Here is a 14,800-nt window from a genome sequence, read left to right as displayed (position 1 = left end):
TTTCGACATGCATCCGATGCGGATCGGCCCGGATGGGGCCGAAGCGGACGATCAGATGTGGTAGTACAGCTCGTACTCGAGCGGGGTCGGGGCCAGACGGGCCTGGTCGATCTCGTCGCGCTTGAGCTCAATCCAGGTCTCGATGAGATCCGGGGTGAACACGTCGCCGGCGGTGAGGAAGTCGTTGTCCTCCTCGAGGGCGTTGAGCGCCTCGCCGAGGGAGCTCGGCACCTGCTTGATGTTGGCGTGCTCTTCCGGCGGCAGCTCGTAGAGGTCCTTGTCCACCGGAGCCGGCGGCTCGATGTGGTTCAGGATGCCGTCGAGGCCGGCCATCATCTGGGCGGAGAAGGCCAGGAACGGGTTGCAGGACGGATCCGGGGCGCGGAACTCGATGCGCTTGGAGGCGGGGGAGGTGCCGGCCAGCGGGATGCGGATGGCGGCGGAGCGGTTGCGGGCCGAGTAGACCAGCGAGACCGGGGCCTCGAAGCCCGGGACCAGACGGTGGAAGGAGTTCAGGGACGGGTTGGTGAACGCCACGACCGCGGAGGAGTGCTTGATGAGACCGCCGATGTACCAGCGGGCGATGTCGGACAGGCCGCCGTAGCCCTGCTCATCGTAGAACAGCGGCTTGCCGTCCTTCCACAGGGACTGGTGGCAGTGCATGCCAGTGCCGTTGTCGCCGGCGATCGGCTTCGGCATGAAGGTCACGGACTTGCCGGCGAGGGCGGCGGTCTCGTGGACGACGTACTTGTACTTCATCAGGTCGTCGCCGGCGTGCTGCAGGGTGTTGAAGCGGTAGTTGATCTCCTGCTGGCCGGCGCCCGCCACCTCGTGGTGGGAACGCTCGAGCTGCAGACCGACCTTCTGCAGGTTGGCGACCATGTCGTCGCGCAGGTCCTGGTTGTGGTCGATCGGCGGCACCGGGAAGTAGCCGCGCTTGACGCGGTTCTTGAAGCCGATGTTCGGGGTGCCGTCCTCTTCGGTGTCGACGCCGGAGTTCCACGGGGCCTCGATGGAGTCCACCTCGTAGAAGGAGCGCTGGGCGGAGTTCTCGTAGCGGACCTTGTCGAAGATGAAGAACTCGGCCTCCGGGGCGAAGGACGCGGTGTCGGCGACGCCGGTGGACTTCAGGTAGGCCTCGGCCTTGCCGGCGACCTGACGCGGGTCACGGGAGTACGGCTCGTCGGTCAGCGGGTCGACGATGGAGAAGGCCACGTCGAGGGTCTTGTGCTTGCGGAACGGATCGATGAAGGCGGTGGTCACGTCCGGGACCAGCTTCATATCGGACTCGTTGATGGCCTGGAAGCCCTGCACGGAGGAACCATCGAACGGCATGCCGTCGGTGAACGCGTTGTCCAGGAACTCGCTGACCGGAACGGTGAAGTGCTGCTGCACGCCGATCAGATCGGTGAAACGGACGGAGACGTACTCGACGCCTTCCTTGTTGATGAGGGCCTCGGCCTCTTCCGGCGTATGGGCGAAGATCTTGTTCTCAGCCACGATCGCTCCTTTTATCGAGATGACTTACAGGGTAAAAGCATAGGTGCGCGCGTTTCGCCCGCTCGAAACTTCGGTTACGAGAATGTTTCGTGGCCGGTAACGCAGGTTGTCAATCGTTGCGATGGCGCGTTTCGGCGGGGTGTGCCGGGCGATGGACGCCGCCGGTGTCCGTCCAGAAAGCGGACGCGTGCGGCCGGATACGCGAAGGACCCCGGCCATCCGCGGATGACCGGGGTCCTGTCTTCGCCTTGTGCGCCGGGAACGGCGTCAGCGTCCGCGCATGGCGCGGCGGCTGACCTTCTGCATGCGGTTCGGGTCGATGCCCTTGGGGATGCCGTAGCCGGACTTCTGCTGGAGGGTGCGCAGGCGGTCGTTGAGCACGCCGAGCTCCTCCTTGGTGAGCATGAAGCGGCGGCGCGGGTGCAGCTTCCTCATGAGCGCGTTGGAGTGGTTGGTGGGTACGTAGCTCTTCTGGCGGGTGATGGTCTTGCGCAGGTCCTTAAGACGGGTCTCGTTCTCGCCGGTGCCCACGATGATGCGGTACACGGGGATGGAGGAGCCGGCGGTCACGCCCTTGATGGCGTGCTCCTGACGCTCCATGTTGCGCTTGACGTTCGTGTAGTTGCCTTCGCCGAGCAGGTAGATGCCGTTGTAGCCGGTGCCGCGCCAGATGGCGTCCTTGGTGCGCGCGTCGATCCACACGGGCTGTTCGGGGAAGGTGAAGCCGGCCTTGTTCATGTTGCTGAGCACGCTGATGGCGGCGCCGGGACGGCCTTCGAGCTGACGGTAGCCGACCTTGTCCGCGCGGTTGGTGAGCGTCATCGTGCCGAACAGGAGGCCGAGCATGATGAAGGCGGCCATGATGAAGATCCAGTTGAGCCAGTTCCACTGGAAGATCAGGCCGAGCACCACGCCCACGACCACCGGGGCGAGGATCACGCCGGCGAGCAGCCACGGCAGCTGCTTGTCCTCCTTGTACGTGTACTTGAAGATCTGGATGATCTGCTTGATCGTCCCCGGCTTCTTGTCCTTCTTCTCGTCCTTGTCAGCCATTCTTCCTCGCTTGGATGTCGAATTTGCGCATACTGGCCACAGATTCTATCAGCATGCGTGCCCGCAGGCCGTTCAACGCGTGTGCAACGGGCGCCCGTCGGCCTTGAGCAGGGCTTCGCCCAGGGTCTCGCTGAACGTGGGATGCGGGTGGATGAGCCGTGCCGCCTCACTCAACGGCACGCGGTTGCCGACGAGCTGTTCGGCTTCGGCGATGAGGTCGGAGGCGACGGGGGCGACGATGTGCACGCCGAGCACCACGGGCGTGTCCGGGCGGTCGGCCCGTGCGCCGCTGACGATGGTCATGGATCCGCCGACGCCGCTCATGAGCATGCGCGCGTTGCCGAGCATCGGATACGAGGTCTCGGTGACGTCGTTGAGGTCCGGGTCCGCCGTGGCCTCCTGCCCGGTGAGGCCCACGCAGGCGGCCTCCGGATGGGAGAACACGACCTGGGGGACGGTGGTCTCGTCCACCGGCTTCGGGTCGAGTCCGGCGATGGCCTCGGCCACGGTGACGCCCTGTTCGAACGCGCGGTGCGCGAGCGCGTGTCCGGCGACGATGTCGCCCACGGCCCACACGTTCGGCACGTGCGTGCGTCCGAGTGGGTCGGTGACCACGTAGCCGTGTCCGTCGAGCGTGACGCCGGCGCGGGCGAGCCAGTCGAACCCGGTGTTCGGGTCGCGGCCGATGGCGGCGAGCACGATCTCGCCGTACGCCTGGTGTTCCGCGGGGTCGTCGCCGATGGTGTAGTGGACGGTGGCGCCGAGGTTTGCTCCGGTTTCCACGCGCGTGACGGCTGTGCCCTTCACGACATGGACGCCCTGGCGGATGAGTTCGCGCGTGAGGGTGACGGCGGTGCGCCGGTTCCAGCCGGACAGGACGCGGTCCTTGCGGATGAGGATGGTGACGTCCACGCCGGCGGCGTTCCACATGGAGGCGAATTCGATGGCGACGGCGCCGGCGCCGACGATGACGGCGGAGGAGGGGAATTCGTCGAGTTCGAGTGCCTGCGTGGAGTCGATGAGCGCGCCGTGGAACGGGTTGCCGGGCAGCGGCCGCGGGTGTGCGCCGGTGGCGAGCACGACGTCGCCGGCGGTCACGGTGACGGTTTCAGCTAGCGGTTCGGCCTTGCCGGCCCTGCGGTAGCGTTCGACGGCCGTGCCGTCCGTGGCGCGGATGGTGACGGCGAGATTGGCGGCGGGACCGTCTTCGGATGCTCCGGCCGCTTCGGCCGCCGGCGTTCCGGCGATGACGGCGAGGTCGACGGCTTCGCCGCGCAGCACGGTGACGCCGCGGTGCGCGAGGAGCGCGGCCAGTCCGCCGGTCATCGTGTCGACCACGTGGAGACGGTAGTCGCGCAGGGTGCCGTAGTCGATGCCGTCCACGCGCGCCTGCACGCCGAGTTCGGCGGCCCGATGGACGGTGTCGATGGTGTGGGTGGCGGTGATGAGCGCCTTGGAGGGGATGCACCCGCGGTTGAGACAGGTGCCGCCGAGGGTGGCGTCGCGTTCGATGAGCGCCACCTTCCTGCCGAGTTCGGCGGCGCGCAGCGCCGTGGAGTATCCTCCCGGGCCGGCGCCGATGATGACGATGTCGAATGCTTCGTTCGTGTGCTCTTCGGTCATATCGTCCATGGTAGCCGGCGCGGGCGGGTTCGCCGCCGGACGAACAAGGCTCCCGCAGCCGGCGGATGGCCGGCTGCGGGAGCCTTGCATGGGTGGGGTGCGTCCGATGTCGCCGGAATCACTCCGGCCAGTGGCCGCGCTTGTCGTAGCGGGGCTTCGGGAGCCTCCAGCGGCGGATCTGGATGGCGCGGCTCCACGCGTACGAGGCGGAGCGGGTGCCCTTGGCCACGGACTTCTCGCCGTACTTGGCGATGAGCTTCTTCTTGAGTCCGCGCCACATGATCCACACGTCGATGACGACGCCGAGCAGGTACGCGTACATGAGGATCATCATGACCATTGAGGCCATGGCGCTCTGGGCCACGGTGGTGATGACCATCGAGCCGATGAGGATGGCGAACGCCACCGGGATGAAGAACTCGCCGATGTTGAAGCGGGCGTCCACATAGTCGCGGATGTAGATGCGCCAAGGGAGACGCTCCGACTTGGGCATGTGGTTGAGGTCGCCCTTCTGCATCGCCTCGTATTCGACGTTCTCACGCTCGCGCAGACGGGCCTTCGCGGCCTTCGCGCTGGCCTTGCGGTCGGCCGGCACCAGCGGACGGATGCCGGCGGCCTGCGCGTCCTTCATCTTCGGGGTGGGGGCGTTCTTCGTGCGGTCCTTCTTCACCGGCTTCGACGCCGCGGCGTCGACGGGCTCCTGGGCCGTCTCCTTCTTCTTGAACGGGTTCCATGTCATGCTTGCAGGTTACGGTGGCGTCTGGACGCGCCATGGCCGCGGAACGGCGTCATACGGGGGCTACGGAGCCCCGCGTGCGACGGCCGGGCGGCGTCGGCGCAGCACCGTCACCTATATATAAGGAGGTCATCGATGGCACAACCGACCGTGGACGAGATCCGCGCGCGCGTGGAGGCGGACTGGAACCGCATCGTCGACGTGCTCAACCGCAAGATCGCGCTCGGCTCGGTGTCCGCCAAGGGCATCACCGGCGAACACATGAGGAGGTCAGCCGAATTCGTCGCCGAACAGATGCGCGAGGTCGGCGTCGACGCGAAGGTCGTCCAGTCCACCAACCCGGACGGCACCCCGGGCGCATGGGAGGTCATCGGCTCGCGCATCGTCGACCCGGACGCCCCCACCGTGCTCCTGTACGCGCACCACGACGTGCAGCCCGTGCCGGACCCGGCCGCATGGGACACCGACCCGTTCGTCGGCACCGAGGTCGACGGCCGCCTTTACGGCCGCGGCTCCGCGGACGACGGCGGCGGCATCGCCATCCATTCCGGCGCCCTCAAGGCCCTGGGCGACGACTTGCACGTCAACGTGAAGATCTTCATCGAAGGCGAGGAGGAGATGGGATCGCCCAGCTTCATCCCGTTCATCGAAGCCCACAAGGACGAATTCGCCTCCGACGTCATCATCGTGGCCGACTCCGGCAACTGGTCCGCCGACATCCCGTCCCTCACCACCTCGCTCAGGGGCAACACATGCGTCGACGTGACCGTGCGCGCCCTCAAGCACCCGGTCCACTCCGGCCAGTACGGCGGTCCGATCCTCGATTCCAACACGCTCGCCGCGATGCTCATCTCCTCCCTGTACGACGGCAACGGCGACCTCGCCGTGCCTGGCGTCGCCGCCGAGGAGCCGATCGGCGGACTCCAGCGCGACCTCGACGAGAAGACCGTGCGCGAGGACGCCGGCATCGTCGACTCCTACACGCTCGCCGGCTCCGGCTCGCTCGCCTCCCGCCTGTGGACCAAGCCGAGCCTCACCGTCATCGGCTTCGACGCGCATCCGGTCGAGGGCTCGTTCAACGTGATCAGCCCCGAGACCCGTTTCCGCCTGTCCCTGAGGACCGCCCCGAACCAGCGGCCCGAAGAGGCGCAGGACGCGCTCGCCGACTTCCTCGTCTCCAACCCGCCGTTCGGCGCCGAGATCGAGGTCGTGAAGCTCGAGAACGGCATGGGCTGGGCGATGGATCCGGACGCCGTCGCCACCAAGGACGCGCTCGAGGCGATGGAGGAGGCGTTCGGCGTCGCCCCCATCAACAAGGGCGAAGGCGGCTCCATCCCGTTCATCCCCGAACTGCAGCGCCTCTTCCCCTCCGCGCAGGTGCTCGTCACCGGACCGGAGGATCCGAAGGCCAACGCGCACAGCCCCAACGAGTCCATTTCGCTGTCGGGACTCAAGAACAACGTCATCACCGAGGCGCTGCTGCTCGCCAAGCTCGGCAGGTGACGCGTCCCCACGGACGCTCCATGTGACGTAGCCGACGGAGTCTTGATTTCGTCGGCTACGTCATTTATGGTGAGGAGCTGACACGGGAGCTGCCACAAGGCGGCTGAGAGGAGACCTGAACGGGTTTCGACCGATGGGACGCCGCCGGGCAATGCCGGCCGCGGAATTGTCGCTCTTACCTTCACCCGTGCCTTGTTGAGAGAGGAAAGGCACAACCATGGCTGAAGTGGCCAAGGCCAACTACAAGTGGCGCGTCGTCGACATCGTCGTCACCGCCGTCATCGCCGTCGCATCCGGCGTCATCTTCTGGGGCTGGGACGTCGTCTGCGCCGTCCCGCTGGAGATCTTCGGCGCCGTCACCCCGGGCTTCGAAGGCCTGCTCAACGGCTTCTGGCTGTTCGCCGGCCCGCTCGCCGCGATCATCGTGCGCAAGCCGGGCGCCGCCCTGTTCGCCGAGACGCTCGCCGCGTTCCTCGAGCTCACGCTCGGCAACCAGTGGGGCGTCGGCGGCTCGCTCATCGTCGGCATCCTGCAGGGCCTCGGCGCCGAGATCGCCTTCGCGATCTTCATGTGGAAGAAGTGGAACATCGGCACCATCATGCTGTCCGGCGCGCTCGCCGCCGTGGGCTGCTGGGCCTACTACTGGGCCACCCACCCGGCCTGGAGCGCCGGCTACGTGGCCGTCTACCTCGTCACCTCCATCCTTTCCGGCATCATCATCGGCGTCGTCATGCTCGGCGTGCAGCGTGCGCTCGCCGCCACCGGCGCGCTCGACCGCTTCGCCTCCGGCCGTGCCGAGGCGCGCGTCTGATGCGCATCACCCCCGCCGGCGTCGAAGCGAAGGGATGGGGTTGGCGCCACACCACGCGCAAGGACTTCGCGCTGCGTGACATCAATCTGACCATCCAGCCCGGGGAGCACGTGCTGCTCCTCGGGGCCTCCGGCGCCGGCAAAAGCACGTTCATGGCCGGACTGGCCGGCGTGCTCGGCGGATCCGACGAAGGCGAACAGGAAGGCTCGCTCACCATCGACGGCGTCGAAGCCGGCGTCGCACGCGGCAAGGCGGGCCTCGTCCTGCAGGACCCGGATTCGCAGATCATCCTCGAACGCGTGGGCGACGACGCGGCCTTCGGCTGCGAGAACCTCGACGTCCCACGCGACGAGACCTGGCGGCGCGTGCGCGAATCGCTCGACCTGGTCGGCCTCAAGGACATCGACCTCGACCGGTCCACGCGCCACCTGTCCGGCGGGCAGCGGCAGCGTCTCGCGCTCGCCGGCGTGCTCGCCATGCAGCCGGGCCTCCTGCTGCTCGACGAACCCACCGCGAACCTCGACCCGGACGGCGTCACCGAAGTGCATGACGCGGTACACGACGTGCTCGAACGCACCGGCCAGACCATGGTCGTCGTCGAACACCACATCGACGTATGGATGGACCTCATCGACCGCGTCGTCGTCATCGGACATCCCGACCCAGACTCCCACGTGGGCGGCGTCATCACCGACGGTACCCCCGAACAGGTGTTCGGCGAATACGGCGACCTGCTCGCGCAAGGCGGGGCGTGGGTGCCCGGACGGCCCATCCCGGACCGCGGCCCCGGCCGTCACGGCGACGTCCGGCTCGCCTCCTTCGACACGGAGGATGGCGGCGTTCCGCGCAACGGACGGTCCGCCACGGACACGGTCCGTGCGGACGGCGAGGAACCCGTGCTCGTCACCGAGGATCTGGGCTTCGGACGCGGCATCGCGCTCGGCTCGCACATCAATCTCGAATTCTTCGCCGGCGAGGTCACGGCCCTCATGGGGCCGAACGGCGCCGGCAAATCCACGCTCGCTCTGACGCTTGCCGGCCTGCTCAAGCCGCTGGCCGGCCATGTGCGCATCCGCGGCGATATCGCCGCAGGCACCCGCGGCGACGAACCGTACGCATGGAGGAGCCGCGAACTGCTCGGCCGCATCGGCATGGTCTTCCAGGAGCCCGAACACCAGTTCGCCGCGCCGATCGTGCGCGACGAGGTCGCCATCGGACCGAAATCACGCGGTGCGAGCCAAGAGGAGGCGTACGCCATCGCGGACCGCATGCTCGAACGCATGAACCTGAGCCGGTTCGCGCCCGCCAACCCGTACACGCTGTCCGGCGGCGAGAAGCGCCGCCTGTCCGTCGCCTCGATGCTCGCCGGCGCGCCGAGGATTCTCGTCATGGACGAGCCGACCTTCGGCCAGGACTACGCCACATGGCGTGAGATGGTCGACCTCATCGCCGCCGTGCGCGACCAGGGTTCCGCCGTCATCGTCGTCACGCACGACGAGCCGCTCGTCGAGGCGTTGCACGCCCGGCGCATCATGTTCGATTTCGCGAAGGGGGAGACGTCGCGATGAGCGATTCCATCAGGCTTACGGTCCGTCCGGCCGATGCCGATACGTCCGTGTCCGTCGCCGGCCACCCTGGCGAGACGGACGGTTCCCCCACGGCGGCGAGACGGACGGCGCATCCGGATGGCACGGTGCCCGTCACCCCGCCGGAGGCGCGCCGCGAACCGGCTCGGCCCGCATCCCCCTCATGGTTCATCGCGAAGGTGAACCCGGTGGCGCGCATCATCGGCGCGCTGCTCATGTGCATCCCCATGTTCGTCAGCCTCGACGTGGTGTCCGCCTCCGTGGCATTGGGGCTCGAGGTGCTGCTGCTGTGGATCGGCGGCGTGAACCCGCTGCGTGTATGCCGCAGCACCTGGCCCGTGTGGATCGCCGCCGTGGGCGGCTTCGTCTCCGTGTTCCTGTACGGCCGCACCTCCGGCGACATCTGGTTCTCCGCAGGATGGATCGTGGTGTCCGAAGGCTCCACGTATCTGGCGCTCGCCACGTTCCTGCGCGTGCTCGCCATCGCCGTGCCTGGCGTGGTGCTCGCGCTCGGCCTCGACCCCACCGATCTGGCCGATGGTCTCGTGCAGATTCTGCACTTCTCGCCCCGGTTCGTGTACGGCGGGCTCGCCGGCATGCGTATGTTCACGCTGCTGCAGGACGATTGGCGGGCGCTTGGATTGTCCCGTCGCTCGCGTGGTCTTGGCGACGGCAACGCCGTGCGGCGCGGGCTTTCGCAGGCGTTCGGCCTGCTGGTCCTGTCCATCCGCCGCGCCACGAAGCTCGCCACCGCCATGGAGGCGCGCGGTTTCGGCGGCACGGGCCCGCGTTCGGCGGCGCGCGTGAGCCGTCTGCATCCGATCGACGCGGTGTTCTGCGTGATCTCGCTGGCGATTCCGCTCATCGCGCTCGGCGTGGCCGTGTACACCGGCTACTGGCATTTCTCCTTCCAAGGCGCGTGATCGCGGGCGTGAGTCGGACATAAGGGATTGAATCGGCGGACACTGTACTACTGCGTGCAGTTCTACCGTGCGTTCCCGGAGATTGTGAACGCACTGCGTGCACAATCCGGTCTGCTGACATGGACGCATTATCGCAGCCTGCTTCGCGTCACCGACGCCAAAGCCCGTAATTGGTACGAACATGAGGCGCTGGCGCAGAACTGGAGCTCACGCACGCTGAACCGGAACATCGACACGCAATACTATGAGCGGATGCTGCTGTCTCAGCATCCCGATCGCGTGCGGCGTGAGATGGAATCCAAGACCGAGCCGTACCAGCAGGACAAACTGGAATTCATCAAGAACCCTGTGGTGGCCGAATACCTGGGGCTCGACCCCAAAACGGATTTCACCGAATCCAAGCTGGAATCCAGCATTCTCGCGAACCTGCAGAAGTTCCTGTTGGAACTGGGCAAGGGGTATGCGTTCGTGGCACGGCAACAGCGCATCCACACGGACGAGAACGACTACTACATCGATCTGGTGTTCTACAACTACATACTGAAATGCTTCGTGCTGATCGATCTGAAGACCACTCGAATCACCCATCAGGATGTAGGCCAGATGGACATGTACGTGCGCATGTACGACGAACGGATGCGCGGACCGGGGGACAATCCGACGCTCGGCATCGTATTGTGTTCCGAAACCAGTGAAGACATCGCCCGATATTCGGTCCTGCATGACAGCGACCAGCTTTTCGCGGCGAAATACAAGCTCTACCTGCCGACGGAAGAGCAGTTGCGCGCCGAAATCGAAACACAGAAGCATATCTTCGCCATGCAGCAGCGGGACGCCGAGAATCGGAAGAACCTGGATGCGGGAACGGGATTATGATGGCGGACTTCGGCTTCGGCGGCACGGGCCCGCGTTCGGAGGCGCGCGAGCCATCCGGGCGGGTGTGCCGGTCCGCAATGCGGTTCGCCGTATTGCGACACGCTGTCAAGGTCGGAAACCGGTAGATATGTTCCGGTCGCTGGGCCGATTCGTAGACTCGTTCGTAATCGATGGGCAGCAGCCTTCGATGGGCGTGAAACGATTGGAGCGAATGATGACAGGCAAGGACATTGAACTCTACCGATCCGATGACGGCTCGGTGCAGCTTGAGGTCAACGTGCAAGGTGATACCGTGTGGCTGACCCAGGCGCAGATGGCGGAATTATTCGGCACGAAAAGTCAGGCCATAGGAAAACATGTGTCCAATATTCTTTCCGATGGCGAGCTTGATGGGTCAACTTGTTCCAAAATGGAACAAGTTCGTGTCGAAGGCACCCGTCGGGTCAGGCGCACAGTGAATGTGTACAACCTGGACATGGTTATTTCGGTGGGGTACAGGGTTAACTCAAGGCGTGCCACTAGCTTCCGCCGATGGGCCACCAGCGTGTTGCGTCAATATCTCATGGCGGGTTACGCCGTCAACGAGCGCCGTCTGAACCAGCTGGAGAGGGTCGTCAAGGTGCTGGCCCGCAGCGATGACCGGCTCGCCTCCGGAATCGCCGATGTGGTGTCGAGCTACCTGCCTGGGTTGGATATGCTTCGTGACTATGATGCGCATGCTCTCGCGCCGAATCCCCGGATGAAACCGGTCTGGAAGTTCACGGCCGCGGAGGCGCGGGCGCTGGTGGTCCGTCTGCGGGAGGAATATCCTGATGATTCCCTGCTTGGGCAGGAGCGCGGGGATGCGCTTGAGCGCATCATCGGTGCCGTGTATCAGAGCTTCGCCGGACAGGACTTGTATCCGACCGTGGAGGAGAAGGCCGCCCATCTGCTGTATTTCATGGTGAAGGACCATCCGTTCGCCGATGGCAATAAACGTATGGCGGCGGCGTCGTTCGTGGGGTTCCTTGATGGGAACGCCGACGCCTTCGACGATGGCGGCAAGCCGGTCGTCACCAACAACGACCTCGCCGCCATCACGCTGTTGATCGCGGTGAGCGACCCCGGCGAAAAGGATCTCATGATCGACTTGGTGGAACGTATGCTGACCGTAAAGGCGGATGACGAGTGAGGGAATAGGCCAGCCTGATGCGAGGCGGGGAGTGTGTGCATCCGATGTCATCCGATGATTGATGCGCATGGTGCTGTGAAAGTAGGGGCCGGCGTGATTGCGCTCCGCATGCGCGGAGGTCTAGCGTCTCATTCCACGACACGCCGGATTGACTTCGTCGAACGATTGGCGTTATATTTGGAGCGTTCCAATGGAGCGCTCCAAAAAGGAGGTGATTGCGATGACGCAACAACGGACGACAACAAGGGGAAGGCTCCCCGGCATTCGGCGGGTCACCGTCGAACATCATGCCGGCGACGTGCTGGGCATCGGCACCGGCGCGCCGCGCATCAGCTGGACGTACGACGAGGACGTCCCGCTGCCGGACGGCGCCGAAGCCATCATCCGCGCCACCCGCGCAATGCCGGGCGAGAAGCCGGTTGTCGAAGAGACCCGTGTGCCCGCCGGCGACAACATACTGCACGCATGGCCGTTCACGGAAGCGAAGACGCACGAACAGGTGACGGTGACCGTGATTCCCATGTCGGAAGACGCGGACGAAACGGGTCCCGGCACAGCCGCCGGCGATGCCGTCGGCACCGGCGCAAGCGTGCGCTTCGAACCGGGCATCCTGCACCACTGGCAGTGGCGCGGCGCCATGGTCGGACCGGCATGGCCCGAACCATGGACCGACGGGCGCCACGCCCCGCTGGTCCGCGGCGACGTACGCATCGAACGCAAGCCGGTCGCGGCGCGCATGTACGTCAGCGCCTACGGCCTGTTCGAACCGTGGGTCAACGGCGAACGCGTTGGCGACGACGTGCTCGCCCCCGGCTGGGTCGACTACGACGACCGCCTGCCGTACCTCACCTACGACGTCACCCCATACCTGCGCCAAGGCGACAACGCGTTCGGCTTCAGACTCGCGGACGGATGGTACCGCGGACGGTACGGCTACGCGGGCGGCGTCGTGGACTACTACGGCGACCGGCTCGGCGTCTACGCGCAGATCGACGTCATGTACGCCGACGGCTCCCTCCATCAGATCGTCTCCAACGCCTACGACGGCACGTGGAAGGCGAGGAAAGGCCCCATCGTCCGCAGCGGACTGTACGAAGGCGAACGATTCGACGCCCGCCTGGACGACCCGCATTGGTGCGACCCGTCCGCGCCCGCCGACGACTCTTGGACCCCCGTCACCGAACTGCCGCTGGACCAGCTCAAACTCACCGCGCTGGAACAGAACCCGATCCGCCTCGTCGGACGCCACCGGCCGGTCGACATCCGCAAGCGGGACGACGGTACGTTCATCGTGGACTTCGGCGTCAACTGCAGCCAGCGCATCCGCCTGTCCATACCAAAGGCGGAACCCGGAACGGTCATCACCATCCGGCATGCGGAAGTGCTCGACGAACACGGCGGACTCGCCCTGCGGCCCCTGCGCCGCGAGGACATCCAGACCGACGAATACGTGTCCGCCGGACCCGCCGCCCAATGGGAGCCGACGTTCACCATGCACGGCTTCCGCTACGCCGCGATCAGCGGATGGCCCGCCGACGAACTCTCCCCGGACGACCTCACCGCATGCGCGTACACCACCGACATGGAACGCCGCGGCTGGTTCTCCTGCTCCGACGAGGACCTCGACCGCCTGCACGACAACATCGTGCGTTCGATGCGCTCCAACTTCCTTTCGTTCCCCATGGACTGCCCGCAGCGCGACGAACGGCTCGGCTGGACCGGCGACATCGCGATGTTCTCGCCCACGGCCCTGCGTCTCGCCGCCGCCGGAGACTTCCTCTCCGACTGGCTCGGCAACCTCGACGGCGAGATCGCACGATACGGCACCGTGCCGCCGTTCATCCCCTTCATCACCATACCCGACTGGCGCAAGGCCGACGCGATCGCCATCTGGGGTGACAGCGCCGTACTGGTCCCATGGGCGGTCTACCAGGAGGAGGGCGACGCCCTCCGATTGGCCCGGCACTATCCCGCGGCCCGGGCATGGATGGACGACGTGGCGAGCCGGCTCGACCCCGACGGCGTATGGCGCCGGGAACCCGACCAGGTCTGCGGACAATTCGGCGACTGGCTCGACCCCACCGCCCCGCCCGACCATCCCGAACAGGCGATGACCGAGAAACCCCTGGTCGCCACCGCGTTCGCCATGCACTCGGCCGAACTGGTCGCGCGCATGGCCGGCATCCTCGGCCATGACGACGACGCCGCGACATACGCGTCGCTCGCGGACCGGATTCGCGCAGGCTTCGCCGAGGCGTTCACCCGCGCCGACGGCGCCATGGCCTCCGACACGGAATGCGCCTACACGCTGGCCATCGTCTTCGGGCTGCGCCGCGACGACCCCGCATGGACATCCCAGGCGGGCGAACGCCTCGCACGGCTCGTGGAACAAGGCGGCCACCACGTCGGCACCGGATTCGCCGGCACCCCATACCTGCTGCGGGCGCTCGCCCAAAGCGGCCACCGGGACACCGCGTTCCGCGTGCTCACCTGCCGCACCTGCCCCTCCTGGCTCTACCAGGTGACGATGGGCGCCACCACCACATGGGAACGATGGGACTCCATCCGCCCCGACGGCAGCATCAACCCCGGCGGCATGACCTCGTTCAACCACTACTGGCTGGGCGTCGTCGCCGAATGGATGCACGACGAGCTCGGCGGCCTGAAACCGCTCGAACCCGGATGGGACGCGTTCGCCGTGGACCCGCATCCCGGCGGGGGAGTCACCGAGGCGCACGTCGCGCACGAAGGCCCCCACGGGCGGATCGATCTCCGATGGCGACTACGGGAAGGGAGGCTGCACGTGTCCTTCAACGTCCCCACGGGCTCCAAGGCCCTGGTGAACGCGGGCGGACGCAACGACTGGGTCGGACCTGGACGATACGACATCACCGTCTGAGCCCCCACGCACACGCCGGGCGCGGCCGCCCCATCGGGCGGGCCGGCACGGCGGACCACATACGGCGCATGCACGCGGTACAAGGATGCCGATGCATACGACAATGAAAAAGAGATACC

The 14,800-nt window shown here is 66.4% G+C and carries 11 protein-coding genes; 7 read left to right on the top strand and 4 right to left on the bottom strand.

Annotated elements, in window-relative coordinates; all coding sequences use genetic code 11:
• Positions 1–51 precede the first annotated feature (51 nt).
• The 4 genes from glnA to KIH78_RS05095 all read right to left on the bottom strand — a co-directional run bounded on the left by glnA (position 52) and on the right by KIH78_RS05095 (position 4,915).
• A complete protein-coding gene (gene glnA, locus KIH78_RS05110) occupies positions 52–1,500 on the bottom strand; it encodes a type I glutamate--ammonia ligase (protein ID WP_214315209.1) in 1,449 nt (482 codons plus the stop codon).
• Between the two features lie 267 nt (positions 1,501–1,767).
• Positions 1,768–2,553 carry a DUF4191 domain-containing protein gene (locus tag KIH78_RS05105; RefSeq protein ID WP_214315208.1) on the bottom strand — a complete coding sequence of 262 codons (786 nt, stop codon included), beginning with the start codon at positions 2,551–2,553 and terminating at the stop codon, positions 1,768–1,770.
• A gap of 72 nt (positions 2,554–2,625) precedes the next feature.
• Positions 2,626–4,176 (bottom strand): FAD-dependent oxidoreductase, encoded by a 1,551-nt coding sequence (locus KIH78_RS05100; protein ID WP_219131533.1) that lies wholly within the window; start codon positions 4,174–4,176, stop codon positions 2,626–2,628.
• 118 nt (positions 4,177–4,294) lie between these two features.
• Positions 4,295–4,915, bottom strand: coding sequence for a DUF3043 domain-containing protein (locus tag KIH78_RS05095; protein WP_214315206.1), 621 nt, complete (start codon positions 4,913–4,915; stop codon positions 4,295–4,297).
• 132 nt (positions 4,916–5,047) lie between these two features.
• Between KIH78_RS05095 and KIH78_RS05090 the strand changes: the two genes are divergently transcribed.
• From KIH78_RS05090 to KIH78_RS05060, 7 genes are all read left to right on the top strand, one after another.
• A complete protein-coding gene (locus KIH78_RS05090) occupies positions 5,048–6,415 on the top strand; it encodes a dipeptidase (RefSeq protein ID WP_219131532.1) in 1,368 nt (455 codons plus the stop codon).
• A gap of 217 nt (positions 6,416–6,632) precedes the next feature.
• Entirely contained in the window at positions 6,633–7,226 is a 594-nt protein-coding gene (locus tag KIH78_RS05085) for an ECF transporter S component (RefSeq protein ID WP_214315204.1), read from the top strand.
• Positions 7,226–8,794 carry an ABC transporter ATP-binding protein gene (locus KIH78_RS05080; protein WP_219131531.1) on the top strand — a complete coding sequence of 523 codons (1,569 nt, stop codon included), beginning with the start codon at positions 7,226–7,228 and terminating at the stop codon, positions 8,792–8,794. Before KIH78_RS05085 ends, KIH78_RS05080 begins: the two co-directional genes overlap by 1 nt.
• Entirely contained in the window at positions 8,791–9,735 is a 945-nt protein-coding gene (locus KIH78_RS05075) for an energy-coupling factor transporter transmembrane component T family protein (RefSeq protein WP_219131530.1), read from the top strand. The genes KIH78_RS05080 and KIH78_RS05075 overlap by 4 nt, the downstream gene beginning before the upstream one ends.
• A gap of 27 nt (positions 9,736–9,762) precedes the next feature.
• Positions 9,763–10,611, top strand: coding sequence for a PDDEXK nuclease domain-containing protein (locus tag KIH78_RS05070; protein WP_219131529.1), 849 nt, complete (start codon positions 9,763–9,765; stop codon positions 10,609–10,611).
• 211 nt (positions 10,612–10,822) lie between these two features.
• Positions 10,823–11,782 (top strand): virulence RhuM family protein/type II toxin-antitoxin system death-on-curing family toxin, encoded by a 960-nt coding sequence (locus tag KIH78_RS05065; RefSeq protein ID WP_219131528.1) that lies wholly within the window; start codon positions 10,823–10,825, stop codon positions 11,780–11,782.
• 220 nt (positions 11,783–12,002) lie between these two features.
• A complete protein-coding gene (locus KIH78_RS05060) occupies positions 12,003–14,681 on the top strand; it encodes an alpha-L-rhamnosidase (protein ID WP_219131527.1) in 2,679 nt (892 codons plus the stop codon).
• Positions 14,682–14,800: the final 119 nt, after the last annotated feature.

This window comes from Bifidobacterium saguinibicoloris (assembly GCF_019331725.1).
In the GTDB taxonomy this organism is placed as follows: domain Bacteria; phylum Actinomycetota; class Actinomycetes; order Actinomycetales; family Bifidobacteriaceae; genus Bifidobacterium; species Bifidobacterium saguinibicoloris.
Note: the sequence above shows the minus strand (reverse complement) of the source record. Positions and strands in the feature narration are given on the sequence as shown.

Excerpts from the sequence above, each read along its gene's own strand:
- KIH78_RS05100 (WP_219131533.1), bottom strand. The coding sequence starts at position 4,176 with ATGACCGAAGAGCACACGAACGAAGCATTCGACATCGTCATCATCGGC.
- KIH78_RS05060 (WP_219131527.1), top strand. The coding sequence starts at position 12,003 with ATGACGCAACAACGGACGACAACAAGGGGAAGGCTCCCCGGCATTCGG.
- KIH78_RS05080 (WP_219131531.1), top strand. The coding sequence starts at position 7,226 with ATGCGCATCACCCCCGCCGGCGTCGAAGCGAAGGGATGGGGTTGGCGC.
- KIH78_RS05065 (WP_219131528.1), top strand. The coding sequence starts at position 10,823 with ATGATGACAGGCAAGGACATTGAACTCTACCGATCCGATGACGGCTCG.
- KIH78_RS05085 (WP_214315204.1), top strand. The coding sequence starts at position 6,633 with ATGGCTGAAGTGGCCAAGGCCAACTACAAGTGGCGCGTCGTCGACATC.
- KIH78_RS05090 (WP_219131532.1), top strand. The coding sequence starts at position 5,048 with ATGGCACAACCGACCGTGGACGAGATCCGCGCGCGCGTGGAGGCGGAC.
- KIH78_RS05105 (WP_214315208.1), bottom strand. The coding sequence starts at position 2,553 with ATGGCTGACAAGGACGAGAAGAAGGACAAGAAGCCGGGGACGATCAAG.
- KIH78_RS05095 (WP_214315206.1), bottom strand. The coding sequence starts at position 4,915 with ATGACATGGAACCCGTTCAAGAAGAAGGAGACGGCCCAGGAGCCCGTC.
- KIH78_RS05075 (WP_219131530.1), top strand. The coding sequence starts at position 8,791 with ATGAGCGATTCCATCAGGCTTACGGTCCGTCCGGCCGATGCCGATACG.